Source organism: Mycobacterium sp. 48b (genome assembly GCF_048282725.1).
Lineage (GTDB): Bacteria > Actinomycetota > Actinomycetes > Mycobacteriales > Mycobacteriaceae > Mycobacterium.
In genome coordinates, this window is record NZ_JBLVUL010000001.1 from 4883511 (window position 1) to 4909462 (window position 25952).

22 protein-coding genes are annotated in these 25952 nt (G+C 65.9%); 16 read left to right on the forward strand and 6 right to left on the reverse strand.

Annotated elements, in window-relative coordinates:
• Nucleotides 1–101: 101 nt before the first annotated feature.
• Both ACNQR1_RS23800 and ACNQR1_RS23805 read left to right on the forward strand, forming a co-directional pair.
• Nucleotides 102–848: an ABC transporter ATP-binding protein gene (locus tag ACNQR1_RS23800; protein WP_418048150.1), complete on the forward strand. Its 747-nt coding sequence runs from the start codon at nucleotides 102–104 to the stop codon at nucleotides 846–848.
• The gene (locus ACNQR1_RS23805; RefSeq protein WP_409552156.1) at nucleotides 841–1659 is read left to right on the forward strand and encodes an ABC transporter permease; all 819 of its coding nucleotides are present in this window, start codon (nucleotides 841–843) and stop codon (nucleotides 1657–1659) included. The genes ACNQR1_RS23800 and ACNQR1_RS23805 overlap by 8 nt, the downstream gene beginning before the upstream one ends.
• A 4-nt stretch (nucleotides 1660–1663) precedes the next feature.
• On the opposite strand, the gene ACNQR1_RS23810 is transcribed toward ACNQR1_RS23805, so the two are convergent.
• Complete coding sequence (locus ACNQR1_RS23810; protein WP_418048151.1) at nucleotides 1664–2950, reverse strand: NtaA/DmoA family FMN-dependent monooxygenase; 1287 nt, start codon at nucleotides 2948–2950, stop codon at nucleotides 1664–1666.
• Nucleotides 2951–3191: 241 nt separating this feature from the next.
• Between ACNQR1_RS23810 and ACNQR1_RS23815 the strand changes: the two genes are divergently transcribed.
• The 4 genes from ACNQR1_RS23815 to ACNQR1_RS23830 are packed head-to-tail and all read left to right on the forward strand — an operon-like array spanning nucleotide 3192 to nucleotide 8380.
• Nucleotides 3192–4823, forward strand: coding sequence for an ABC transporter substrate-binding protein (locus ACNQR1_RS23815; protein ID WP_418048152.1), 1632 nt, complete (start codon nucleotides 3192–3194; stop codon nucleotides 4821–4823).
• Nucleotides 4820–5836 (forward strand): ABC transporter permease, encoded by a 1017-nt coding sequence (locus ACNQR1_RS23820; protein ID WP_418048153.1) that lies wholly within the window; start codon nucleotides 4820–4822, stop codon nucleotides 5834–5836. Before ACNQR1_RS23815 ends, ACNQR1_RS23820 begins: the two co-directional genes overlap by 4 nt.
• A complete protein-coding gene (locus tag ACNQR1_RS23825; RefSeq protein ID WP_418048154.1) occupies nucleotides 5833–6690 on the forward strand; it encodes an ABC transporter permease in 858 nt (285 codons plus the stop codon). The genes ACNQR1_RS23820 and ACNQR1_RS23825 overlap by 4 nt, the downstream gene beginning before the upstream one ends.
• Before the next feature lie 13 nt (nucleotides 6691–6703).
• Nucleotides 6704–8380, forward strand: coding sequence for a dipeptide ABC transporter ATP-binding protein (locus ACNQR1_RS23830; RefSeq protein ID WP_418048155.1), 1677 nt, complete (start codon nucleotides 6704–6706; stop codon nucleotides 8378–8380).
• Here ACNQR1_RS23830 and ACNQR1_RS23835 read toward each other — a convergent pair.
• Nucleotides 8375–8806 (reverse strand): nitroreductase/quinone reductase family protein, encoded by a 432-nt coding sequence (locus ACNQR1_RS23835; protein ID WP_418048156.1) that lies wholly within the window; start codon nucleotides 8804–8806, stop codon nucleotides 8375–8377. The two genes, ACNQR1_RS23830 and ACNQR1_RS23835, sit on opposite strands and share 6 nt — an antisense overlap.
• A gap of 165 nt (nucleotides 8807–8971) precedes the next feature.
• Between ACNQR1_RS23835 and ACNQR1_RS23840 the strand changes: the two genes are divergently transcribed.
• The 8 genes from ACNQR1_RS23840 to ACNQR1_RS23875 all read left to right on the forward strand — a co-directional run bounded on the left by ACNQR1_RS23840 (nucleotide 8972) and on the right by ACNQR1_RS23875 (nucleotide 19585).
• Complete coding sequence (locus ACNQR1_RS23840; protein ID WP_418048157.1) at nucleotides 8972–10312, forward strand: NtaA/DmoA family FMN-dependent monooxygenase; 1341 nt, start codon at nucleotides 8972–8974, stop codon at nucleotides 10310–10312.
• 32 nt (nucleotides 10313–10344) lie between these two features.
• Complete coding sequence (locus ACNQR1_RS23845) at nucleotides 10345–11580, forward strand: acyl-CoA dehydrogenase family protein (protein ID WP_418048158.1); 1236 nt, start codon at nucleotides 10345–10347, stop codon at nucleotides 11578–11580.
• Nucleotides 11581–11669: 89 nt separating this feature from the next.
• On the forward strand, nucleotides 11670–13259 hold the full coding sequence (locus ACNQR1_RS23850; protein ID WP_418048159.1) for an ABC transporter substrate-binding protein: 1590 nt from the start codon (nucleotides 11670–11672) through the stop codon (nucleotides 13257–13259).
• A 20-nt stretch (nucleotides 13260–13279) separates the two neighbouring features.
• Nucleotides 13280–14248: an ABC transporter permease gene (locus tag ACNQR1_RS23855; RefSeq protein WP_418048160.1), complete on the forward strand. Its 969-nt coding sequence runs from the start codon at nucleotides 13280–13282 to the stop codon at nucleotides 14246–14248.
• Between the two features lie 59 nt (nucleotides 14249–14307).
• Nucleotides 14308–15117: an ABC transporter permease gene (locus tag ACNQR1_RS23860; RefSeq protein ID WP_418050474.1), complete on the forward strand. Its 810-nt coding sequence runs from the start codon at nucleotides 14308–14310 to the stop codon at nucleotides 15115–15117.
• Between the two features lie 15 nt (nucleotides 15118–15132).
• Nucleotides 15133–16758: a dipeptide ABC transporter ATP-binding protein gene (locus ACNQR1_RS23865; protein ID WP_418048161.1), complete on the forward strand. Its 1626-nt coding sequence runs from the start codon at nucleotides 15133–15135 to the stop codon at nucleotides 16756–16758.
• Nucleotides 16759–16792: 34 nt separating this feature from the next.
• Entirely contained in the window at nucleotides 16793–18088 is a 1296-nt protein-coding gene (locus tag ACNQR1_RS23870; RefSeq protein ID WP_418048162.1) for an NtaA/DmoA family FMN-dependent monooxygenase, read from the forward strand.
• An 87-nt stretch (nucleotides 18089–18175) separates the two neighbouring features.
• Entirely contained in the window at nucleotides 18176–19585 is a 1410-nt protein-coding gene (locus tag ACNQR1_RS23875) for an LLM class flavin-dependent oxidoreductase (RefSeq protein WP_418048163.1), read from the forward strand.
• Here ACNQR1_RS23875 and ACNQR1_RS23880 read toward each other — a convergent pair.
• Both ACNQR1_RS23880 and ACNQR1_RS23885 read right to left on the reverse strand, forming a co-directional pair.
• Complete coding sequence (locus ACNQR1_RS23880; RefSeq protein ID WP_418048164.1) at nucleotides 19575–20879, reverse strand: cytochrome P450; 1305 nt, start codon at nucleotides 20877–20879, stop codon at nucleotides 19575–19577. The two genes, ACNQR1_RS23875 and ACNQR1_RS23880, sit on opposite strands and share 11 nt — an antisense overlap.
• 82 nt (nucleotides 20880–20961) lie before the next feature.
• Nucleotides 20962–21831 carry a polysaccharide deacetylase family protein gene (locus ACNQR1_RS23885; RefSeq protein WP_418048165.1) on the reverse strand — a complete coding sequence of 290 codons (870 nt, stop codon included), beginning with the start codon at nucleotides 21829–21831 and terminating at the stop codon, nucleotides 20962–20964.
• A 59-nt stretch (nucleotides 21832–21890) separates the two neighbouring features.
• Between ACNQR1_RS23885 and ACNQR1_RS23890 the strand changes: the two genes are divergently transcribed.
• Nucleotides 21891–22247 carry a MerR family transcriptional regulator gene (locus ACNQR1_RS23890; protein ID WP_418048166.1) on the forward strand — a complete coding sequence of 119 codons (357 nt, stop codon included), beginning with the start codon at nucleotides 21891–21893 and terminating at the stop codon, nucleotides 22245–22247.
• Nucleotides 22248–22255: 8 nt separating this feature from the next.
• Here ACNQR1_RS23890 and ACNQR1_RS23895 read toward each other — a convergent pair whose 3' ends face one another.
• Nucleotides 22256–22660 carry a DUF302 domain-containing protein gene (locus tag ACNQR1_RS23895; protein ID WP_418048167.1) on the reverse strand — a complete coding sequence of 135 codons (405 nt, stop codon included), beginning with the start codon at nucleotides 22658–22660 and terminating at the stop codon, nucleotides 22256–22258.
• A gap of 90 nt (nucleotides 22661–22750) precedes the next feature.
• Between ACNQR1_RS23895 and ACNQR1_RS23900 the strand changes: the two genes are divergently transcribed.
• Entirely contained in the window at nucleotides 22751–23467 is a 717-nt protein-coding gene (locus ACNQR1_RS23900; RefSeq protein WP_418048168.1) for a TVP38/TMEM64 family protein, read from the forward strand.
• 3 nt (nucleotides 23468–23470) lie between these two features.
• On the opposite strand, the gene ACNQR1_RS23905 is transcribed toward ACNQR1_RS23900, so the two are convergent.
• Nucleotides 23471–25879 (reverse strand): Tex family protein, encoded by a 2409-nt coding sequence (locus ACNQR1_RS23905; protein ID WP_418048169.1) that lies wholly within the window; start codon nucleotides 25877–25879, stop codon nucleotides 23471–23473.
• Nucleotides 25880–25952: the final 73 nt, after the last annotated feature.

Below are 25952 nucleotides of genomic sequence, written 5' to 3' on the forward strand. Positions count from 1 at the left end.
GACTATCGACCCGGTCCAGGCCGTGAACAAGCAGCTTTGGCTACGGGAATGCGACGTCCTGACTTAACTATTCAGCACGCCGATGGAGGTAGTTTGCTCGTGTGCCACCTGCTCTCGAAGTCCGAAACCTGCGCAAGACATACCGTTCGGGGTTCACCGCCTTGCATGCCCTGGATCTGGAAATCCCCGACGGCGCGTTCTTCGGATTGTTGGGGCCCAACGGCGCAGGCAAATCCACTCTCATCTCGGCGACCTGCAACCTGCTGCGACCGACATCGGGTGAGATCCGGATCTTTGGACACCCGAACCACTCTCGTACCGCACGCGCACTGGTGGGCCTGGCCGAGCAGGAGGTGAACCTGGATCGCTTCCTGACCAACATCGAGGTGCTCATCTATCACGCCGGCTATTACGGTCTCGGCCGGCGCGAAGCCACCCGGCGCGCACACGATCTGCTCGAGCTGCTCGGCCTGGCGGACAAGGCGCACGGGCGTCCGCTCTTGCTGTCCGGGGGCATGCAGCGCCGACTGCTCGTGGCGCGCGCGCTGATCCACCGCCCGCGACTGCTGATTCTCGACGAGCCGACCGCAGGCGTCGACGTCGAACTGCGTTCGGACCTGTGGAGCTACATGCGCGATCTGCACCGGATCGGGCACACGATCCTGCTCACCACCCACTACCTGGAGGAGGCCGAGGCGCTGTGCGACGAGGTGGCACTGATCAGGGCGGGCCGCCTGATATCGCGCGACACCGCCGCGGGTCTGCGCGCCGAATTCGGTGCCACCGACCTGACCGAGGTGTACAACCGGGCGATGGCGGCGCCACTGGCGGAGGTGCTCAGTGAGTGAAAGCTGGCTGTCCTCAGCACCACTGACGCCCTACGACCGTCCTTATCGGCCCCAGCGACCGGCGTTCACGTGGCTGCTGCAGCGTGAGATCGTCCGCTACCTGAAAGTCTGGTACTACACGGTCGCCGGTCAGGTCCTTGCGGCGCTGCTCTTCGTCTTCGTGTTCGGGCTGGCGTTGGGCAGCCGGGTCTCGCCGGTGAGTGGGGTTCCCTACGACCAGTTCATCCTTCCCGGGCTCGTGGTACTCGCGGTGGTCACGGCCGGCTACATCCAAGGGTCCGCGTCGCTGTTCGAGGCCCGCAAAGACCGATTCATCAACGCCGTCCTCGCCAGTCCACTGCGCTGGTGGGAGGTCAACCTCGCCCTGGTGCTCGGGTCGATCGTGCGCGGGATTCTGATCTCGTCGGCCATCCTGCTCATCGCCATGCCGTTGACCGGTTCGCACATCGCCAGGCCCGGTTACGCGATCATCGCCTTCGCCGCCGTGCTGATCTTCGCCGCGCAGGCCGGGATGATCGCCGGGATGTACAACCAGACCCAGGAACATGTCGCGGCGATCCAGGTGCTGATCGTGCAGCCGCTGTGCTTCCTGGGTGGGGTGTTCTACTCCGTTCACGACCTGGCACCGGCCTGGCGGGCGCTGACGTACCTCAATCCGGTGTTCTACGCGGTGCAGGCGATGCGTCACGGCATGTTGGGTACGGCCGACATCCCGGCGTCGACGGCCCTGCTCGCCGTCATCGTCGCCGCCGTCGCCGTCGGGGTGTTCCTCGCATACAAGTTCCGGACCGGGGCCCGGCTCAAGCCGTAACGCCTCACGAGAACGGTGCCCGGGACCCGGCACCGGCATATTCGCGTTTGTAGATCCCTCTGGCCTGCAGCAGCGGGATCACCTGATCGATGAAGTCGGTGAGACCGGTCGGCGTGATCGCGGGGTTGATGTTGAATCCGTCGACCGCACCTGCGGTGAACCATTGTTCGATCTCGTCGGCGACGCGCTCGGCCGAACCGACGAAGCGTAGATGGCCGTTGCCAGAGTCGGTGATCCGCAGGATATCCCGCAGGGTTGCTCCGGCGTCTGCGTGGCTGCGCACGATCTCGTGGAAGCTGCGCTCGCCGGCCAGGCTCTGAACCGGTGGAAGCCGCACCACCGGGAACGGCTCGTCGAGTTCGACTCCGGTCAGATCGACCTTCAACCGCTCCTCGAGGATCGCGACGGAACGCTCCGGCGGATTCAATGCGCTGATCTCGTCGTGCAGCGCGTGTGCCTCGGCATCGGTACCCGCCACGATGGGGATGAGTCCGGGCAGCACCTTCACGAGCGGTCCGCTGCGGCCCAACTGCTTCTGGGTGCGATGCAGATCGTCGCGGAACGCTTTGGACTCCGGAATCGTTCGTTGTGCGGTATAGACGGCGTCGGCGTAGGCCGCTGCCAGGCGCCGCCCCGGCGCCGAGGAACCGGACTGGAATACCAGGGGCCGGTCCTGCGGCGCCCGGGGGACATCCAACGCGCCGTGAACCGCGAAGTGCCTGCCCCGGTATCCGATCGGGCGGACACTGCCAGGTTTCGACTGCACACCTGCGACCTTGTCGACGATCAACGCATCGGCATCCCAGCTGTCCCAGAGCTGATGAAGCACGTCGAGGAACTCGTGAGCCCGCTCGTATCGCTCACCATGTTCGGGAAGCTCGTCGTAGCCGAAATTGCGTGCCGCGTCCGATGATCCGGAGGTGACGATGTTGACGCCGGCGCGCCCGCCGCTGAGGTGGTCCAGGGTAGCGATCTGCCGGGCCACGTTGTAAGGGTGGTTGAACGTCGACGAGAGGGTCGCGATCAAACCGATGTGGTTCGTGGTCGGCGCCAGCGCCGACAACAGCGCGACGGGTTCGAGCGGCGAGAACAACGTCGTCCAGTCATTGCTCCTGGCGGCCGGGGTGTTCGCCACGAACAGACCGTCGAACAGGCCCCGCTCGGAGGTGCGGGCGTACTCCTGGTAATAGCTCAGGTCCAGCGCCCGTTGCGGCGTCGCCTCGGGATGACGCCATCCGCCCTGCGTGAACCCGATCGGCCGAATCACCGAGTTCAGCACCAGTTCCGCCATTCGCCATGTCCCTCCGCCGACCGGTTCGCCCATTCAGGCTGTCCGCCCATGCGCTGCGGAACAACACCGGACCGCTACGGGAACGCTTCAGCGCTCCTTAACCAATCCCGTAGCCCCAATGCGTTGGTTACCCGACGACCGGCCGCGAAACTGTCCAGCGTGACGAGTCGATGTTGTGGTGCCCGCTTCCGGTGACCACCGGAGCCGTCCGTCGTCGTCGTCACACCGAGAAAGCCCAAATATGACCAACTTCCTCGATCGCCGCGCATTCCTGGGGTTCGGCGCCGTCATGCTCGGATCCGGCCTGCTTGCCGCGTGCAGTCCTGGAGCAGGACCGAATCAGGTGGCGTCCGGACCCGCGGGACCAGTCGGCGACCCGGTTCACGGTGGGACACTGACCTTTTCGGACACCGAATCGGTGACCAGCTGGCAGGCGCAGAAGCTCGGTACCTACAGCGCGGGGAACCTGACCTTCCACACCAACGTGTTCCTGCTCTATTTCGACCCGTACCAGAAGAAGCTGCAGCCGTGGGTCGCGGAATCGTGGACCAAGAACGACGAGAACACCCGGTTCAGTTTCAAGATCCGCAAGGGCATCACGTTCAGCGACGGCACCCACCTGACCCCGCAGATCGTGGCCCAGAATTACGAGCTCTTCGGCCGCGGTAACGAGAAGCTGCGGATCCCGGTGCACCCGCAGATTTCCCGCGGATACGACCACGTCGAAGTCGACGGCGACACCGTGACCGTGGTGTTGTCCAAACCCAACCAGCAATTCCTCATCGACACCACCCGGCTGAACTCCCCCATTCTCGGCGCGAAGACCATCGGATTGGAGCTCGAAGAGGCCGGCCGACCCGAAAACCACGTTGGTGCGGGCCCGTTCGTGTTCAAGTCCCAGGTGCCCAACCAGTCCGCCGTCCTGACGCGGCGGACGGGCTATCGGTGGGCACCGGCCAGTTCCCCGAATCAGGGCGAGGCCTATCTCGATGAGATCGTCTGGAAGGTCCTCCCCGAAAGCGGTTTGCGTACCGGCGCTTTGACCTCCGACCAGGTGGACGTCGCCCGTGGAATACAGCCGTCCGACGAGGCGACGATCCAGGCAGCGGGTTATCAGCTGCTGCTCTACCGTCCGCCGCTGGGCACGTCGAACTACGCAGGCCTGCGGGTGGACAACGAGTTCACCAAGGATCCCCTGGTGCGCCGGGCGCTGGTGCTCGGCGTCGACCGGGAGGGCCTGACCCGCGATGTGCTCACTCCGAGCTATCCCCCACCGATCTCGATCCTGAATGTCAACAACGCCAACGTGATCGATGTGGCCGGAGAATTCTCCTACAACCCGGACAAGGCGCGCGGCCTGTTGGAGCAGGCGGGCTGGCAGCAGGGTTCCGACGGCATCCGCGAGAAGGGCGGCAAGCAGCTTCATCTGACGGTTCCGCAGAGCGCGCAGCAGGTGGCGCTGGGGCCCGCATGGGAGTACATCGCGCAGCAGTGGCGCAAGGAACTCGGCATCGTGCTGGACGTGCGCAACGATCCGTCGTTCGCCGCCGCGGCGAACAACGACGTCAATGTCCCGATCATGGTCAGCCGAACATCGATCATCTCGCTCGGACAGAGTTTCGGCGGTGAAGGCAACGTCGCATTGCTCGGATCTGCGCCGGAGCTCACCGCGCTCTACACCCGTGAGCTCGAGGCTCGCGACGATGCCGAGTTCAAAGCTGTTCAGGCCGAACAACAGAAGGCCCTGATCAAGGGGTCCTACGTCATCGCGTACTTCGAAGAGGCGCAGACATTCGGGGCCTCACCCAAGGTGCACGTGACGTTCCAGACACAGACATATCCGGACTTCTACAACGCCTGGAAAGCCCGATGACGGCGATTCCGGACGTTCGGACGGCATTCACGCCGGTCGGCTGGGGCACTCCCGGGTCGCGCCGGCTCGTCCGGTACCTCGCCGGCCGCGTCACGCAGGCCGTGGTGGTGCTGTGGTTGGCCTACACCCTGACATTCATTGCGATCACCCTGTTGCCGTCCAACCCGATCGAGATGTTCGCCGCGGACGACACCGGGGTGATCGACCCGCAGACCGTGGCGCAGATGAAGCTGTACTACGGGTACGACCACGGCGTCCTGCAACGGTATTTCATCGAATTGAGCCAATTTGTACGCGGAGGCCTCGGTTACTCGATGAGTACCGGCCAGACAGTGACACAAGCGATCGGCGACGCCGCACTGCCCACGTTGCGACTCGCGTTCACCGCGTTCGTCGTCGCCGTGCTCATCGCCGGGACGATCGTGTCGACCGCGACGCTGGCGAACCGGCGCTGGTTGCGTTCATCTGTCGTGGTTCTGCCGCCGTTGTTCGCCGCCGCGCCGGTGTTCTGGGTGGGCATCGTGGTGCTGAATGTCCTGTCGTTCCGGCTCGGCTGGATCTCGGCATTCCCGGACGGCACATTCTGGTCGATTCTGGTGCCCTCACTGGTGCTGGGGCTGCCGCTGTCGGCCGCGATGGCACAGGTGTTGCTCAAAAGCGTGGACACCGTGCTGGAAAGCGACTTCATCGACGTGGTGCGCGCCAAGGGCGCAGGCAAGCACTGGGTGTTCTGGCGACATGTGGTCCGTAACGCCGCGGGTCCCGGGTTGACGGTGGCGGGCACAGTGCTGGGCACCCTGGTTGGCGGCACGGTGGTCACCGAAACCGTGTTCGCCCGGGCCGGAATCGGGCGCGTACTGCAGACAGCGGTCTCCCAACAGGATGTATCGCTGGTTCAGGGCTTCATCCTGATCATCGCCGGGGTCTACGTCGTGGTGAACCTGCTGATCGACCTGCTCTACCCCGCGCTGGACCGGCGGATTCTGCTGAGCACCGGCGGGGCACGATCATGACGACGACTCTCACCCCACCGGTACCGCAGCAGGCGACCCGCGATCGGATCCGGTTCAGTCCCAGTGCTGTTGCCACCGCCCTGGCCGTCTTGGTCCTCGTGTCCGTTGCGCTCTGGACGATCTTCCCATCGTGGTTCACCAGCCACGACCCGCTCATCGGCGAGGGCGCCCAGAGGTTCCTGCCGCCGAGCCTCGACCACTGGTTCGGCACCGACCGGGCCGGCAGGGACACGTTCACCCGCGTTGTGCACGGCACCCGCAACACGGTGTATGGCGCCGTGATCGGGACCTCGATCGGGCTCGTCGTCGGCACGCTCCTCGGCGTGACCGCCGGCGTGCTCCGTGGAGCCGTCGACGCGGTCATCATGCGACTGGTCGACGTCCTGCTGGCGCTGCCGGGATTCCTGCTGGCGCTGTGCATCGTCGCGGCATTCGGCCCCGGGACCACCCACGTCGCCATCGGCGTCGGTATCGCCGCCGTGGCCCCTTTCGCGCGGGTGGCCCGCGGGGAGGCACTGCGCGTGGTCCAACTCGAATACATCGACGCCGCGCGCGTTTCCGGGGCAAGTCCGGCAGCCGTGCTGTTCCGCCATGTCCTGCCGAACTCGGCCGGACCCATCGTGGCCCTGATCCCGACCGAACTCGGGGCGACGATTCTCAACATCGCCGGCCTGGGGTTCCTGGGTTATGGCGCGCCGCCGCCCACACCGGAGTGGGGCACCCTGCTCTCAGAGGGCCGGGACTACCTCGCCAACGCCTGGTGGCTGACGACCCTGCCCGGGATCGTCGTCTTGATCGCGGTGCTGGCGGTGTCCCGCGCCGGCCGACTGCTACAGCGCCGCTTCAGGATCTGACGAGGAGTATTCGATGACCACCACCCTGCCGACTGCCGCCGAGGACACCGCCCACTCCGCCACCCTGCCGGTGCTCGAGATCCAGAACCTGACAATCTCGTACCGCGGGGGCGCCCAGGCCGCGGTGCGCGGCGTCAACCTCACCATCCGGCCCGGCGAAGTCGTCGCGGTGATCGGTGAATCCGGTTCGGGCAAATCAACTTTGAGCAAGGCGGCGATCGGCCTGCTGCCGGACAGTGCGCGGATCGACAGCGGATCCATCCGGGTCGCCGGACATGAGCTCACCGGACTGAGCGAACGGGAGGTGGTCAAGCTCCGGGGCAAGGTGGTGGCGCTGGTCCCTCAGGATCCGGCGACATCGCTGGATCCCGTGCAGCCGATCGGCCGCCAGCTCACGGAGGTATTCCGGCTTCATCCCGGTGCAAAGCGGTTGTCGCGGGCTGAATTACGGGCCAAAGCTGTCGAGCTGCTCGACGTGGTCGGCATCGACCACCCCGAGCAGCGCCTGCGCCAGTACCCCCATGAACTGTCGGGGGGCATGAAGCAACGGGTACTCATCGCCATCGCATTCGGGCTGCACCCGACGCTGCTGATCGCCGACGAACCCACCTCCGCTCTCGACGTCACCGTGCAGAAGCAGGTGCTCGAGGTCTTCGACCGGCTCACCGGGCAGACGGGAGTGGCCGTCCTGTTCGTGACACACAACCTGGCGGTGGCCTCTGATCACGCCACCAGAGCGATCGTGATGCGCAACGGTGAGGTACTCGACAACGGGCCGATCGATGACCTGGTGTTGCGGCCGGAACACGGTTACACCCGCCAACTCATCAGCAGTGCCTTCGGTCTCGGCGATCGCAGTGCACCGGTATCCCGCGCTCCTGCCGCGCCTGCGGAGCCCGTTGTCGAAGTGGTGGGCCTGACCAAGGTCTTCACCCACGGGCCCAACGGGCACTTCAAGGCCGTCGACGACGTCACCTTCACCCTCACCCGCAACAGCACCTTCGCGCTGGTCGGCGAGTCCGGATCGGGAAAATCCACGACAGCCCGGCTGATCCTGGGCCTCACCCGCCCAGACGCGGGTGAGGTGGCCATCGAAGGCACGGAGGTCACCGGACTGCGGCGGCAGGCCAAACGTGACGTATGGCGGAAAATCCAGTTGGTACAACAGAACCCACAGGTCGCGCTGGATCCGCGGCTCACCGTCGAACAGATCGTCGACGAGCCACTGCGATCGTTCGGACTCGGCGATCGCGCCGACCGCCGGCGTCGGGTCACCGAGCTTCTCGATCAGGTGGGGCTGCCCGGCTCCTTCGCCACCCGCAAACCCCGCGAGCTGTCCGGCGGCCAGCAGCAACGGGTGGCGATCGCCCGGGCACTGGCACCTCGATCTCCCATCGTGGTGCTCGACGAAGCGCTGTCCGCACTCGATGTCGTAACCCAGCGCCGCATTCTCGACCTGCTGCACGAGGTCCAGCGCGAGCTCGAACTGACGTACCTGTTCATCTCACACGACCTCGATCTGGTGCGCTCGATCTCCGACCATGTCGCGGTGATGCGACGCGGCAGGGTCGTCGAAACAGGGCCTACTGAAAGAATCTTCGCCGAGCCGGGTTCGGAGTACACCCGCGCACTGCTCGACGCCGCCCCCGGACACAGGCTGCGCAGCCAACTCGCGCAGATGACGTCATAGGAAGGGCCGGCGCTGCAACTCGATGACCGGGATCAGGCGTTCCGTCTTGCGTTGATACTCACCGAACTGGGGTTGCACCGCCGACTGCTTGGCATAGACATCGTCGCGCTCTGCCCCGGCGAGCACCCGAGCGGTCACGGGGAAGCTCTCGGTGCCGAGTTCGACGACGGTATCGGGATGGGCCACCAGGTTGTGATACCAGTCCGGGTTCGTGTCGGCACCGCCCTTGCTGGCAAAAATGAAGATCCGGTCGCCATCCAACAACGGCACGAGAGGCGCGATCCGTGCAGTTCCGGACTTGGCGCCGGTGTGGTGGACCAGCACGAGAGGCTTGCCCTCGAACACGCCGCTTGCCTTACCGCCCGATTCGTGGAACTCACGGATCACGGTGCGGTTCATCTCGTCGAAGTCGATAGCATCTGCCATTGCAACAATTCCTTGCTTGTCCTGATGAGTCCCCGTGTGTCAACCACCCGATCACGACAATCATTCCGGGAAAAGCCGGCGCCTCACCCACTCTTAAGTTGTTGTCAACGGTTCGCGTAGCCCCACCTCGTTGTTCGGTGTCGGGCAGGCCGAGACACTCGGATCGTGACCACGTCCGAGCACCGGCGATTGTTCTTGAGCGTCGCCGTCAACAGCACCGGATCCGCCGCCCGGTCCTGGAGCTGGCCCGGGACGAAGTGGAATCGGTTCAGCGATTGGGACCACTATCTGCGCTCGGCCCAGTTGGCCCACGACGGTGTCTTCGACATCGTCTTCGTCTCCGACCATCCCGCGTTACAGAGGGACAATTCCGCGCGTCCGCTGCACAGCTTCGACCCGACGGTGTTGTTCTCGGCGATCGCCGCGGCGGTGCCCGACATCGGGTTCCTGCTCACCGCCTCCTCGTCCTACAACTCCCCCTACAACCTCGCACGCCGCCTCGCGACCCTGGACCACATCTCCGGCGGGCGGGTGATCTGGAATGTGGTGTCCAGTTTCAACCCGGACATCGCGGCGAACTTCTCGGCAGACCCACTGCCGCCACGGGCCGAGCGCTACCGCCGGGCCGACGAATTCCTTGAGGTGGTCAAAGAGCTCTGGCTCAGTTGGGATACCCCGCAGGACCCGGCACCGGCCGATTCGGTGTGGAATGAGACGACGGCCCGCCGCATCGACCATCACGGCGAGTTCTTCGACGTGACGGGCCCGTTGAATGTGCCGATCGGGCCGCAGGGCCACCCGGTGATCTCGCAGGCCGGGGCATCACACGCCGGAGTCGACCTCGCCGCCAAGCACGCCGACATCGTCTACGCGTCGCTGCTGCACAAACAAGCGGCGTTCGACTACCAGGCTCAGTTGCGCGCCCGGGCCGCCCTCCATGGTCGGGGTCCCGACGAGATCCGCCTGATGCCCGGCCTGACCGTGATCGTCGGCGACACCCGCGAGGAGGCCTACCGCAAGCACGAAGCCCTTCACGGATTCAACGGCGAGGACGGACTGATCGCGGACTTCTTCAAACGCGCGGCGCTGTTCGACATCCCGGACCGACTCGATCCGGACCGACCGCTGGATCCGAATCTGTTCTCCTACAACGAAGATCAGGACCGACCCGTGGGCTTCGTGCGGTCATTCGCAGAGCTGACCGCCGCCGAAGAGGTCACCCCACGACAACTGGTGCGGCGGGTCGAGGGCGGGCACCGGCTGGCGATCGGTACTCCCGAAGAGGTGGCCGCCACCATTCTCCAGTGGTGGAGCGAGGGCGCCGTCGACGGCTTCAACATCCATATCCCGGTGCTGCCGGAGGGCATCGCCGAGTTCAACCGCGACGTCATCCCGCTCCTGCAGGCATCGGGCGCCTTTCCCACCGCCTACGACGGCTCGACTATCCGCGAACGACTCGGATTGCGCGATCCCCGGCCCGCCACAGGCGCGTCCGTCGTCGCCTGAACCCGCCACCAGCAGACCATCGAAAGGGACTTGTGTCCGCAGCATTTCAGTCCAGCCTGGCCCAGTTCCGCCGGACCTTCGATCAATTGGCGCTCAAGGCCGGCGAGCGCCATCAGACCCATGAACCGGTCCACGAAGAGATTCAGGCGCTCGCCGCGGCGGGCTTCGGGCGGTTGCGGGTACCGGTCGAGCACGGCGGGTTCGGCGTCGACCTACCGACGCTGTTGGAGCTGCTCGCCGAGGCGGGCCGGGCTGATTCCAACGTCCCGCAGATTCTGCGCGGGCATTTCACCACGGTCGAGATTCTCCGGCAGTCCCCGTCAGCCGAACTCCGCACCCACTGGCTACGCCGCATCGCCAACGGCGCGATCTTCGGCAATGCGCAATCCGAACCCGCGGCCGACAGCCCAGACTTCCTGCCCACGACCCGGCTGCACCGGGTCGGCGGCCGCCCGGTGATCTCCGGGGTGAAGTACTACTCGACCGGAGCCCTCTACGCCGACTACATCCGCGTCGCGGCGACCGTGGACGACGCCGGCGACACCGCCAACGACGGCAAGGTCACCTTCGCGATCGTGGCGGCTCGCGACACCGGCGTCACCCACGACGACGACTGGGACGGGATCGGACAACGCCTCACCGGCAGTGGAACGACGCATTTCGACGCGGTGCCGGTTCAGGACAACGGTGATCTGGGCCGGTCCAAGGAGAATCTGCGTTCCATTCAGGCGTTCGTGCAGCTCGTGCATCTGGCCAACCTCGCCGGCATCGCACGCAATGTCGTCGACGACGCGGCAGCGTTGGTCAGGTCACGCGTCCGCACCAACCTGCATGCGCTGTCGGAACGCGCCATCGACGACCCCGAGGTGCTTGCCGTCCTCGGCCACCTCTACCGGCACGCGCAGACCGCCGATGCGCTACTGGCTTCGGTCTCCGCGAGCCTGGAACGCGCCAATCAGGTTGCCGCCGCCGGTCTGGATGCCGAAGAGGACTATGTGCGGAACTTCATCGACGTGTCGGCCGCACAGGTCTCGATCATCGAGGCGGTGCTCGACGCAGGCGCCCGGATCTTCAACGCCGGCGGAGCATCGACCATCCGCGAGGGAACGAGACTGGACCGGCATTGGCGGAATGCGCGAACGCTGGCCTCCCACAATCCGGTCGTCTACAAACCGAGAATCATCGGGGACTTCATTGTGAACGGGGCCATCCCGAAGTCGAACTATGACCGTGGACGTACTGCGACGACCACGAACGTGCCCGGATGAGCAGCCGATACCCGGTCCGCATTTCCGCGAATTCCGTTTCGCCGCAATCCAACCGATCGTCACCGCGGTCCACACAGCGAAGGATGCCCATGCGCCGAAGATTCACACTGATCGCCGGTGCCGCGCTGATGGCCCTGCTGGCCGGCTGCTCCCCAAACCAGCAACACGCGGCGAGTTCAGGCCCCACCGGTGACCCCACTCCCGGCGGAACGCTCACCTTCTCCGACGTCCAGTTCGTCACAGATGCGCTGAGCACCAACTACACGACGGCCAACCTGCTGTTCCAGGTGGTCGACCGGCTCGTCTATCTCGATCCCAAGACCGGCGAGGTGCAAGGTTGGCTGGCGAGTGAGTTCTCCCGCAACGAGGACGCGACGCAGTACACCTTCACAATCCGCGACGGAGTCACCTTCAGTGACGGCACACCGCTGACCGCAGAAGTGGTGAAGGCAAACTTCGACCAGCTCGGCAAGGGGGATCCGAGCAAGAAGATCCCGCCGTTCAGCGATTTCGTCGGCTACGACCACAGCGCGGTGAACGGCAACACCATCACGGTTTTCCTCAACGAACCCAACAGCAACTTCTACCGGGTCGCGGCCAACGGCCGGGCCGCGATCCGCGGATTGAAGACGTTGGGTCTCGACTACGACGGTCAGGCCAAGATCGAGAATGTCGTCGGCTCGGGGCCATTCACCTACGAGTCGCAGATCCCCGACCAGGAAGTGGTCCTCAAGAAGCGCCCGGACTACGCCTGGCCGCCGACTTCCTCACCCAACCAGGGCGCGGCCTACCTCGACAAGCTCGTCGTACGGGTCATCGGCGAGCCCGGTCTGCGGGCCGGAGCTGTGCAGTCCAAACAGGTCGACCTGGCCCGCGGTATCCAGCCGACCGACGAACCGGCCCTGAATCAGGGCGGCTTCCAGGTGATTCCCGTCGCAGCACCGGTGCTGACCGCCAATATCGTCGGCTTCAGGATCAACAACGATCTGGTCAGTGACCAGCGGGTGCGACGTGCCCTGCAGTTGGGCATCGACCGCCAAGCCGTGGTCGACACCGTGCTGTCGCCCAGCTACCAGGCCGCCGATTCCGTTCTCGGACACGATGACCCGTTGTTCTCGAACGAAAGCGCCGATCTCGGCTACGACCCTGAGAAGGCGGAGAGCCTGCTCGACGAAGCCGGCTGGAAGGTCGGCAACGACGGCATCCGCGAAAAGGACGGTAAGAAGCTCAACCTCACACTCGCCGCATCCAACCAGAGTGTGGTGTTCCGGCCTGCGTTCGAGTTCATCGAAGCGGGTTGGCGGAAACTCGGTGTCGCACTGCAAAACCGGGCCGGTGACACCACGTTGTTCAACGCCGCCAACGCCGACGGATCGACTCCCCTGCTGGGCACCCGCACCGGGTACAACAACGGCCTGGGCCTGTTGTTCGGACGCGACAACGGCAATTTGACGTTCGCCAAGAACGACGAACTGATCTCCCTGTCCAAGGAGGAACTGCGGGCGACCGATCCGGCCCAGGTCAAAGATGCCGTCGCGCGGATCCAGAAGAAGATCATCGACGACCAGCTGGCATTGATCCTTTGGGACGAGGTGCAGGTGCACGCGGCCGCGCCGAACGTGCACGTCGAGTTCACCAACTACACCGAGCCGCTGTTCCAGAGCGCCTGGAAGAACTGACCGCACAGGGATACCCAGCCGTGATCAAATACGCCGCCGCTCGCATCGGCCAGTCGCTCCTGGTCCTACTGCTGGCTTTCACCGTGATCTTCTGGGGTGTCAGCATCTTGCCCACCGACCCGGTGTCCATCTTCGTCGCGAAAGGCGACGGCTACTTCAACCCGGACATCGTCGCGCAGGTCAAGGAGTTCTACGGCTACGACCGGCCGGTCTACGTGCAGTACTTCTCGCAACTCGCTCAGCTGCTGCACGGCCAGTTCGGGTTCTCGCTGTCCAGCGGGCAGTCGGTCACCGACCGGATCGGCGGCGTGATCGGCGAGACGCTCAAGCTGGCCGCGACGGCGACAGTGCTGGCGCTCGGTTTCGCGCTGGGGATTCTGCTGTTGTCCTCGACCACCCGGTTCGATTGGCTGCGGACCTTCATCCGCAGCATCCCCCCACTGTTCAGTGCCGTTCCGACATTCTGGCTGGGGCTCGTCATCCTGCAGATCTTCTCGGTTCAGCTCGGCTTGTTCTCGTTGTTCCCGGATGGATCCCTGGCCTCGCTGCTGGTTCCAGCGGTGGTCCTCGCGGTGCCGATATCAGCACCGATCGCACAGGTCTTGCTGAAGAATGCCGAAGCGACGCTTGCCCTTCCACACATCAACACCGCGCGTGCCAAGGGCGGCACCCCGACCTGGGTGATCCGCAAACACGTATTGAAGAACGCGGCCGGTCCCGCACTGACGGTCACGGCGACCACCATCGGCGCACTACTGGGCGGTTCGGTGGTCACCGAGACCGTGTTCTCGCGGTCCGGTCTGGGCACGGTGCTGCTGCAGGCGGTGTCCAACCAGGACATTTCCCTGATTCAGGGCCTCGTGCTGCTCACCACCTTCGTCATCGTCGGGGCCAACCTCCTGGTGGACCTGATATACCCGGTCCTCGACCCCCGCGTCACCAAATTGCAGCGACAGGGTTTCAACACCCGGTTGGGTAGGTTCACGTGACCGCCGATGTCTCATCTCCCCCACAGGTTCTCCAGCCGAAAGCCATATGGGCCAAGTCCATCTCGGTGATCACAGCGGCGCCGTGGTCGGCGCGGGTATCGGGCGCGATACTCGTCCTCGTCGCCGCATGGGCCATCGTCCCTGGACTGTTCACCAGCCAGGACCCGCTCAACGGCAACCGCCTGGAGAAGTTCCAGCCGCCTAGCTGGGCCCACTGGTTCGGCACCGACCATCTCGGCCGGGATGTGCTGACCCGCGTCATCTATGGCACCTCGCACACGATCCTCACCGCGGGCCTGGCGGTGGCCGTCGGTCTGGTCGTCGGCAGCCTTGTCGGCATCATCGCGGGTGTCGCGGGACCGTTCGCCGACGCGGTCGGAATGCGGTTCAGCGACGTGCTGTTGGCGCTGCCCGGGTTCCTGGTGTCGGTATGGATCGTGACCGCCTACGGCGCGGGCCCTCTATCGGTGGGCATCGGTGTCGGCATCGGATCGATCGCCATATTTGCCAGGGTATTTCGCGCCGAGGTGATACGGGTGCGAGCACTCGACTACGTGGAAGCGGCGTTCCTGTCGGGCGAGAGCCGATGGTCGGTGATCCGGCGCCACATCGTCCCCAACGCCGTCGGTGCGGTAGTGGCTCTGGCCGTCATCGACCTGAGTGCCGCGATTCTCGCGATCTCGGCGCTGGGCTACCTCGGGTACAGCGCCCCGCCGCCCACACCGGAGTGGGGACTGCTGGTCGCCGAGGGACGCAGCTATCTGGCCACCGCCTGGTGGCTGACCTCCCTGCCCGGCGCGGTCATCCTCGTCGTCATCGTCGCTCTCGGCGTGGTCAGCAGACGCGTCCTGAAGTCCAACAACATCTGACCAGGAGTGTCCGACATGTCCGAACCCCTGCTCGAATTGTCCGGCCTCACCGTGACGTATCCGGGCGATACCGCTGCCGCCGAGTCCAAGATCGCCCTCGACCATGTCGACCTGAGCCTGTCCGCGGGTGAGTTCGTCGCCGTCGTCGGCGAATCGGGCTCAGGCAAGACAACACTGGCCAACACCGTGATCGGATTGCTGCCCGCCACAGCGACGGTGAGCGCCGCAAAGCTCGCTCTCCGCGGCAGCAGCACCCTCGGACTGACCGAACGTGAGTGGAGTCGCATCAGGGGCACCGCCGTGGGGTTGGTCCCCCAAGACCCTGGTGCCTCACTGAACCCGGTGCGCACCATCGGATCCCAGATCGGTGAGATCTTCGACCTCAAGGGCGAGAAACTCAGCCGACGCGAGCGCAGGCAGCGCTGCATCGAACTGCTCGAGCAGGTGGAGATCGACCATCCCGAGCGCCGTCTGAACCAGTACCCAGGAGAACTCTCGGGTGGTATGCGCCAACGGGTGCTCATCGCGATCGCGTTCGGGCTCAACCCCGAACTGCTCGTCGCCGACGAGCCGACCTCGGCCCTCGACGTGACGGTGCAGAGTCAGATCCTGCGGGTGTTCGACCGCCTGGTGGCCGAACACCGCACCACTGTCCTGTTCGTCACCCACGACATCGGTGTCGCCACCGACCACGCGTCGCGCGTGGTGGTGATGCGCAACGGCACAATCGTCGAGGACGCCCCCGTCGACGACATCATCAGCCGGCCCGAGTCGGACTACACGGCGGCCCTGATGCGCCGTATCTCGGCCGTGTCACGCCCACCCGTGGCACCCGCCCGGCCGGAGACCGAGGAGGTCATCCGCGTCACCGACGTATCCAAGGATTTCCGGATCAGCCGCCGTAATCGGCACACCGCGGTCGACGACGTGAGCCTGGTGGTCCGGCGTGGCGAGACCGTGGCACTGGTCGGCGAATCAGGATCGGGCAAGTCTACGACCGCCAAGTTGATCATCGGCCTGACCCGGCCCACCCGCGGATCGATCGAGGTGCTCGGTCACGACGTGACCAGACTCGATCATCGGGCACGGCGGGCACATTGGAAGAACATCCAATTCGTCTACCAGAACCCCGATTCCGCACTGGACCCGCGCTGGTCGGTGCGCCAGATCCTCGAAAGTCCCTTGCAGTCCTACCGTCTGGGCGACGGCAGCAGCCGCGGGCAGCGGGTCGCCGAGGCGCTCGACAACGTCAACCTCACCCGCGAGAAACTCGACCGGCGCACCGCCGAACTCTCCGGTGGCGAACGTCAACGGGTGGCGATCGCGCGAGCGCTGGTGGTGCAGCCGGAGATCATCCTGCTCGACGAACCACTGTCGGCACTCGATGTCGTGACGCAGGACCAGATCCTGAGTCTGTTGCTCGAACTGCAGGACGGGCTCGGGCTCACCTACCTGTTCATCTCACACGACCTGTCGGTGGTGCAGCGATTGTCGCATCGCGTCGTCGTGTTGAAGTCCGGCCAGGTGGTGGAAAGCGGCGATACCGCGACCGTCTTCTCGTCGCCCGCCTCGCCCTACACCCAGGCCCTCATCGACGCGGTGCCCGGCCGTCGTCTCGCCCAGTTGGCTCTGGCCTCATGAAGCTGTGCGGCCCCGTGGCAGACCACCTCACCCGATGACCGAACCCGGACATCTCCATCTCAATCTCAACCTGCTGGCCACCGGTCGCCACGACCACGCCTGGCGTTCGCAGACCGACGTCATCGACCCCGTCGACATCTCGCACTACCGCGAGATCGCCGGCATCGCCGAGCGCGGCCTGTTCGACTCGCTGTTCCTCGCCGACAGCCTGGCCCTGGAGGGCGAGGCCTACCGCCGGCCGTGGCGTGCGTTCGACCCGATCGTGTTGTTCACCGCGCTGTCACAGGCGACTGAGCACATCGGGTTGATCGCCACGGTGAACGCGTTGTTCACCGAGCCGTTCACGATCGCGCGTCAAGTGGCGAGCCTCGACCACGTCAGTGGCGGACGCGCCGGCTGGAACATCGTCACAAGCCTGAATCCCGCCGCACAGGCGAACTATTCACAGGTGGCCGCGATCGGCCACCACGACCGCTACCGCAAGGCGCAGGAAGCCGTACGGGTGGTACACGCCTTGTGGGACAGCTTCGAACCCGGCGCCCTGCGTCGCGATCCGCTGGCAGGCATCTACCTGGATGCCGACAAGGTGCATCCGATCGACCACACCGGAGAATTCTTCTCGGTCACCGGCCCGTTCGTGCTTCCGCCGACGCCCCAGGGACGTCCGGTCATCGTTCAGGCCGGAGACTCCGAGCAGTTACGCGCCATGGCCGGTCGATGGGCTGATGCGATTTTCACGGTCCAGCAAGATATCCGGTCGGCACGCCAGTTCACCCGGGACGCCAAACGGCGCGCCCGCAAGAACGGCCGATCCCCGGATGACCTGAAGATTCTGCCCGGCTTGTATGTGGTGGCGGCCGGCACGGAAACCGAAGCGCTGGCCCGCAAAGCCGAGATCGATGCCCATGTCGACGTGGTGTCCGAACGTGAGCTACTGGCTCAACGTATCGGCGCAGACCCCGAGATGCTGGTCCTCGACAAGCTGGTTCCTGCCGCGGTCCTCGACGCTCCGCGCGCCGCCAGATCAGTCAGTCCCGCATTCGCCAAAGCCCTTGTCGCACAATCGCAGAACGAGCAACTGACGGTACGCGACCTGTTGACCCGCAATCCAGGAGGGCACCGCTATCTGGTGGGTTCACCCGAATCCATCGCAGACAACCTCGAACTGTGGTTCCGTGAACGCGCCGCCGACGGATTCAACCTGAACATCGACCGGCTACCGGACGGACTGACGGCGTTCGTCGACCACGTGGTGCCGATCCTTCAGCAGCGCGGCATTTTTCGCCGCGAGTACACCGGATCGATGTTGCGTGATCACCTGGCCGGGTGAACTCAAAGACACTGCGTCACCGTGTTGTTTCACGCTGAGTGAGGTAAACGGTTGTTCCCGTCGACGGTCGTTTCTAGGGTCGGTACCATGACCCGCCCGCGGCTGATCCTCAACGCGTTCACCATGAACACCGCCACCCACGTCTCCTACGGGTCGTGGCGAAACCCACAGACCCGCAGCCTGGAATTCGACCAGCTCGACGTCTGGGTCGATCTGGTCAAGTTGCTCGAACGCGGCAAGTTCGACTCGGTGTTCTTCGCCGACGTCGTCGGCCTCTATGACGACTACCGCGGTGGGTGGGACACCTATCTGCGCGAAGGCCTGCAGATCCCCAATCACGATCCGTCCGCGATCGTCTCGGCGCTGGCCCTGTCCACCGAACACCTCGGCCTGGTGATCACGAGTTCGGTACTGCAGGACCATCCGTTCTCGTTCGCCCGCAAGATCTCCACCCTCGATCACGCATCGAAGGGACGCATCGGCTGGAACGTCGTCACCAGCGCGCTGCAGAATTCGGCGCGCAATTTCGGGCTGACCGAACGCGAGGAACACGACGAGCGCTACCAGTGGGCCGAGGAGTACACCGAGGTCGTCTACAAGCTGTGGGAAGGATCGTGGGAGGACGGAGCGCTGGTGCGCGACCGGCAGCGCGGCATCCACGCCGACCCCGACAAGGTGCACAAGATTCATCACGCCGGCAAGCGCTACCGGGTCGAGGGCCCGCACCTGAGTTTCCCGTCGCCGCAACGCACGCCGGTGATCTTCCAGGCCGGCACCTCCACCGCCGGAAGGACATTCGCCGCGCGCCACGCCGAGGGCGTGTTCATCAACGCGGCCTCACCCAAGGGCGCCGCCGTGGTCATCGACGACACCCGTGACCGCGCCGTGGCGGCCGGGCGCCGGCGCGAGGACATCAAGTTCTTCCAGGGCCTGTCGTTCGTGGTCGGATCCACCGAGGCCGAGGCGCGGGCCCGGGCCGCCGAACTCGACGAGTATCTGAGCGTCGACGGGCTGATCGCGCACCGCAGTGGCGGCATCGGCGTGGATCTGGGCGGGTTGGACCACCACACCCCCATCGGTGACCTGGCCCCCACCATTCAGGGCACCCGCAGCACCATCGAGGCGCTCATCGCCGCGGCGCCCCCGGGCACCAATCCGACCATCGCCGACCTGGTCCGCCAGCAACAGGAGTCCACCCGGATCGTCGGCACTCCCGAGCAGATCGCCGATGCGCTCCAAGACTGGCAGGACGCCGGGGTCGACGGGGTGAACATCCGCTACATCACCACACCGGGCACCTTCGAGGATTTCATCGACCACGTGGTGCCCGAACTGCAGGCCCGCGGCCTGGCCCAGACCGAATACGCCCCAGGGACCCTGCGCGACAAGCTCTTCGGTCAGGGCCCCGTCCTTCCTGAGCGGCATCCGGCCCGGCATTGGCGGGGCAAGTTCGGCTCGGCCCAGGCGGGGACTTCGTCGACAACGGTCAGCGCGTAGCCGTCGACCAACCGACCGGCAGATGTTTGACACCGTGCACGAACGCCGAACGCAGGATTGCCGGTTCACCGATCGCCACGATGTCGGGAACCTGGCGACGCAGTTCGTCGAAGGCCACCCGGATCTCTCGCCGGGCGAGGTTGACTCCCAGGCAGAAGTGCACTCCGCCGCCGCCGTATCCGACATGCGGATTGGGGTCGCGCATCACGTCGAACCGCCATGGGTCGACGAAGGTCTGCTCGTCACGATTGGCCGAGTTGTACCACATCGAGACCTTGTCCCCCGCCTTCATCTGAACGCCGCCGCGCTCCACGTCCTGGGTGAGCGTGCGCCGCATGAAGATGATCGGTGACGCCCACCGCACGATCTCCTCGACGGCAGTCGGCGTCACCCGGTCGAAGTCGTTCCACCACGTGGCGCGTTCGTCGGGATAGCGGCTCAGCGCCACCATCCCGTGGCTGATCGCATTGCGGGTCGTGTCGTTGCCCGCTGCCGTCAGCAGGATGAAGAACGACGCGATCTCATTGGACGACAGTCTTTCTCCGTCGACTTCGGCCTCGATCAGGCTGGTCGTCAGGTCGTTGGCGGGATGCTCGCGGCGCTGTTCTGCCAGGGCGACGCCGTAAGCGGCGAGTTCAGTGGCCACCTGCAGATACTCGCCGTACTCGGCAGTGGACACCTCGTCGTCGCCGGCTCCCATCAGCACCGAGGTCCAGTGGAAGAGCTTGGCCCGATCTTCTTCCGGAACGCCCATCATGTCGCAGATGATCTGTAGTGGCAGTGGCGAAGCCACCTCGTCGACGAAGTCCGCGGTGCCATCCGGATGTGCGTCGACCATCTCCGCCACCAGGCGATGCGCACGGTCGCGCACGCTCTGCTCGATCCGCGCGATCACCTTGGGTGTGAACGCCCGGTTGACGATGCACCGCAGCCGAGTGTGGCGAGGGTCGTCCAGCGTGATCATCGACCCGAAGAACTCGGCGATATCGGCGGGGACCTCGTTGAGCGATGTGCTGGTCGGACTCGAGCTGAACAGCTCGGGGTGCCGGCTGGCGAAGTGCACGTCGTCGTAGCGGGTCAGCGCCCAGTGCCCGGCGCCGGCGGGGAATCCGGCGAAGTCGGCCACCCCGAAAAATGAGACGGGAGCGTCGTGACGGAGTGTGGCGAAGGCCCCGTCACGCGCGTCGTCGTCACGCCCCCAGAAGTCGAGCGTCCCCAGGTCGATGTCGGCAAGGGGCACCGACGGTGGCGCTGCGCCATTGTTGCGGTGGGCGATGCCGGTGATTGCTGTCATCGTGGTCCTCCCCGACGTCCTACCCGCAGTGTGACACCCCTCGCAGCAGCGGTCCAGCATTGTGGGCCCAATAGTGCTGCAGCTATTGGCGTTCGCAATCAGTTCGCCGGTCCGCCGCGATCTCGTCGCTGGTCGTCAGCCACGCATCAGGTTGCGCGGCAAGATACTCCAGAACCTGGTCGAGGTACTTGTGCCGGAACGGTTGCCCGATCACGAACGGGTGCAAGGCCAACGCCATCACCCGCCCGCTCTCGCCCGAATCCGCACGCAGCTGCTCGTACTGGTCGATCACCATCTGCACGAACTCGCTTCCGGTGAAACCCTTTCCGAAGATCAGCAGGTCGTTGAGTTCCACCGAGTACGGCACACTGAACATGCCGGGAACGGTCAGCGGGTAGGGCTGGTCGTCGTTGGTCCAGTCGAGGACATAGTGAAAACCGAGCTCGGCCAACAGTTCCGGGGTGTGCGCAGTTTCGGTCAGGCCGGGGCCCATCCAGCCGCGCGGGCGCCGGCCCGTCGCATCGGCGATGTCGTCGGCGATCTTGGCGAGAATCCGGCGCTCCTCGTCGACGTCGAACCCGGTGTGCAGGATCGAGTTGGTCTGCCCGTGCGCCAACCACGTCCAGTCCCGTTCCACACCGGCGGCGACGATCTGCGGATGGTGCTCGATGACAGCCGAATTCAGCAGCACACTGGGACGGATACCGTGCCGGTCGAGTGCCTCGATCGTGCGCCAGATCCCCACCCGGGCGCCGTAATCCCGCCAGCCGTAGTTGAGCGCATCGGGAGTCAGCTCCGCGGTACCCGGCCAGATACTCGTCGATGCACGATCGGGCAGGAAGTGCTCGACGTTGAGCCCGATGTACACCGCGACGCGCGCGCCGCCGGGCCAGTGGATCGGCGCGCGTTCGGTGATCGGGCTGTAGGTGAAAGGCGGTTGCGACGTGGTCATGACGAACGGTACGAGGTGACACCAATGTCAGGGTCAAGTCGCGTGGGTATAACTGGCATATGCGTATAGGCGAACTCGCACGCCGCACCGGGGTCAGCCAGCGGTCGCTGCGCTACTACGAGCAGCAGGGCCTGCTGGTGTCCGACCGTACGCCCGGTGGGCAACGCGAATATGCGGAGAAGGCCGTCGACCGGGTGATCCGCATCCAGGAGCTCTACGCGGCCGGCTTGCACAGCCGCACCATTTCGACGCTGCTTCCCTGTATGCGCGACACCGACGGCGGACCTGCCCCGCAGGCCACGCCCCGCCTGCTCACCGAGCTTTCGGCCGAACGCGACCGGCTCGAACAGGCCATCCGCGACCTGTCGACCTCACGAGAGATCCTCGACGGCGTCATCGACGCGGCATCGGGCTGACGCAGCTCCTACAGACTGTCGATTGCGGCCTGTAGGCGCCGGCCGACCTCAGCGGCGATATCGGCCAGCGCCGGCTCGTCGGTCACGTCGGCCATCAGCTTGGGGTTCATCGCCTCGACGACGACCACGTCGTCACCACCGCGGCCGGTGCGCAACACCACGTTGCACGGCAACAGCACGCCGATCGGTGGGAATGCGCTGAGCGCCTTCTGGGCGAACTGGGGATTGCAGGCGCCCAGGATCAGGTAGTCCCCCACCTCGTCGCCGGCACCATCGCCCAGTTTGGCGTTGAGCGTGGCCCTGATGTCGATCTCGGTCAGCACACCGAACCCCTGGTCGGCCAGCGCGTCTCGCGTGCGGGCGACAGCCTCGTCGAACGGTCCTCTCGTGGTGGCCACCAACGCGATGTCCATCTCCTGATTCCTTTCGTTCTGCCGTCGCAACCGGGATGACCTCACGCTACGCGCCGCGGTGACGCGCGGTACGGAACAATCGTGGGCGCGATGACTGACGACGACGATCTCCCCGCCATCAACCGGCGACCGCACATCCTGCGGCTCGTGGCCTTCGCGGCGTTTCTGTTCGGTCTGTTCTATCTGGTGGCCGTCGCCCGCGTCGTCGATGTCGACGACATCCGCAGCCTGGTCGCCTCGACCGGGCCGGCCGCGCCGCTGGCGTACGTCGTGGTGTCGGCCTGCCTCGGGGCGCTGTTCGTGCCGGGGCCGATCCTGGCCGCGGGCAGTGGTGTGTTGTTCGGTCCGGTGTTGGGCACCTTCGTGACCTTGGGCGCGACGGTGGGCACGGCGGTGGTGGCCAGCCTGATCGGCCGGCGCGCCGGCCGCGAGAGCGCCCGGGCCCTGCTCGGGGCACAACGGGCCGACCGGTTGGACCACCAGATCGAACGGGGCGGCCTGTGGGCGGTGGTCGGGCAGCGTTTCGTCCCCGGACTGTCCGACGCACTGGCGTCCTATGCCTTCGGCGCGTTCGGTGTGCCGTGGTGGCAGATGGCAGTCGGGGCGTTCATCGGCTCGGTGCCGCGCGCGTTCGTCTACACCGCGCTGGGTGCCTCGATCGGTGATCTGTCGGCCCCGCTGGCCTATACGGCCATCGGGGTGTGGTGCGTCACCGCGGTCATCGGGGCGTTCGCCGCCCATCGCGGCTACCGGTCCTGGCGCCGCCACCACTCCGGGGCCGACCAGGCCCCGGAGCAAGCGCCGTAACCGCTACTTTCCGAAGCCTGCGTTTCGCAGGGCCTCGGCCATCGAACCCATCGGCTGGTTGGAATCCCGGCGACCGGAGTTGTTGCCGCGGTTCTGGTTTCGCCGGTCTCCGCCACGACCCTGGTTACCGCCACCACGCCCTTGGTTGCCGACGCCGTCCCGACGGTTCTGGCCACCCTGTCCGCCCCGCTCGGGCCGCTTGCCCTGCTCGCGCTGCGGGGTGTCGTTGAGCCGCAGGCTCAGACCGATCCGCTGCCGTTCCACATCGACGTCGACGACCTTGACCTTGACGACCTGCCCGGACTTCACCACCTCGTGCGGGTCGGAGATGAAGCGGTCGGCCATCGCCGAGACGTGCACGAGGCCGTCCTGGTGCACACCCACGTCGACGAAAGCGCCGAACGCGGCCACATTGGTCACCACCCCCTCCAGCACCATGCCGGGCTTGAGGTCGGCGACCTTCTCGACGCCCGCGGCGAATGTGGCGGTCGAGAACGCCGGCCGCGGGTCGCGTCCCGGCTTCTCCAGCTCGGCCAGGATGTCCGTCACGGTCGGGACACCGAACCGTTCATCGGCGAAGTCGGCGGGCTTGAGTCCCCGCAGGGTGCGCTCGTCACCGATCAGCTCGGCCAGCGTCACTCCGGAGCGGTCGAGGATGCGCCGCACCACCGGGTAGGACTCGGGGTGCACCCCGGAAGCGTCGAGCGGGTCCTCCCCGTCACGGATCCGCAGGAACCCCGCGCACTGTTCGAAGGCCTTGGGGCCCAGGCGCGGAACATCCAGCAGTGCCTTGCGGCTGCGGAAGGCGCCCGCGTTCTCGCGGTGCGCCACGATGGCTTCGGCCAGCGATTCGGTCACGCCCGACACCCGGGCCAGCAACGGCACCGAGGCGGTGTTGAGATCCACACCCACGGCGTTCACCGCGTCTTCGACCACCGCGTCGAGGCTGCGCGCCAGCGACCCGGGCGTCACGTCGTGCTGGTACTGCCCGACGCCGATCGACTTGGGATCGATCTTGACCAGCTCGGCCAGCGGATCCTGCAGCCGGCGGGCGATCGAGACCGCACCGCGCAGCGTCACGTCGAGGTTCGGCATCTCCCGGGCGGCGTATTCGGAGGCCGAGTACACCGACGCGCCGGCCTCGCTGACCATGGCCTTGGCCGGCGCATTGGCCCCTGCCGTCCGGATATCGGCGATCAGTTCGGCGGCCAACGCGTCGGTCTCGCGTGAGGCGGTGCCGTTGCCGACGGCGATCAACTCGACGTTGTGCCGGGCGACCAGGGCCGCCAGCGTGGCCTTGGCCTGGTCCCACTGCTTCTGCGGCTGGTGCGGGAAGATCGCGCAGGTGTCGACGACCTTGCCGGTGGCGTCGACGACGGCGACCTTGACCCCGGTGCGGAAGCCCGGGTCCAGTCCGAGGGTCGCGCGGGTGCCGGCCGGGGCGGCCAGCAGCAGGTCCTTGAGGTTGCGGGCGAACACCGCGACCGCCTCTTCCTCGGCGCGCTGACGCAGCCGGATTCGCGCGTCGACGGCGGCCGAGATCATCAGCTTGGCGCGCCAGGCCAGCCGCACGGTGGTGGTCAGCCAGGGGGTGGCAGGCGTCTTGGCAGCCATGTCGATGCCGAGCGACTGGGCGATCATCGCCTGGTAGAGCTCATCCTCGCCGCCGTCGAAGTTCAGCGACAGCGCCTGTTCCTTCTCGCCGCGCAGCACCGCGAGCACCCGGTGCGAGGGCATGTTCTCCAACGGCTCGCTGAACTCGAAGTAATCGCGGAACTTCTGCGCGGCAGGACTTTTCGCGGCCTCCTCCGACCACGGACCGGTACGCAGCGAACCGTCGGCCCAGAACTTCTCGCGGGTCGCGCCGACCAGCTCGGCGTCCTCGGAGGCCCGCTCGATGATGATGTGGCGAGCACCTTCGAGCGCGGCGGCGGCATCGGCGACGTCGTCGTTGAGGAATTCACCGGCGACCTCGTCGGGCACCAGCGTCGGATCGGCCAGCAGCCGGACCGCGAGCGGTTCCAGGCCGGCCTCCTTGGCGATCTGAGCCTTGGTGCGCCGCTTGGGCTTGTACGGCAGGTAGATGTCCTCGACCCGGGCCTTGGTCTCGGCGGTCATCAAGGCTGCCCGCAGCTCGTCGGTGAGCTTGCCCTGCTCCTCGATGGATGCCAGCACGGCCTCACGGCGCTGGTCGAGCTCACGCAGGTAACCCAGGCGCTCCTCCAGCGTGCGCAGCTGTCCGTCGTCGAGGCTGCCGGTGACCTCCTTGCGGTACCGGGCGATGAACGGAACCGTCGAGCCCTCGTCCAGCAGCTGGACTGTTGCGGTCACCTGCCTCTCGGCCACGCCGAGTTCCTCGGCCAGACGGGCGGTTACGGACTTGATGGTTCCGACGGTCACGCTCTGAGTCACGTCGGAGGACCCTACCGAATCGAACTGACAACGCCCGGGCACCGTGAAGTGTGTGTCCTGCCACGAAAAAACG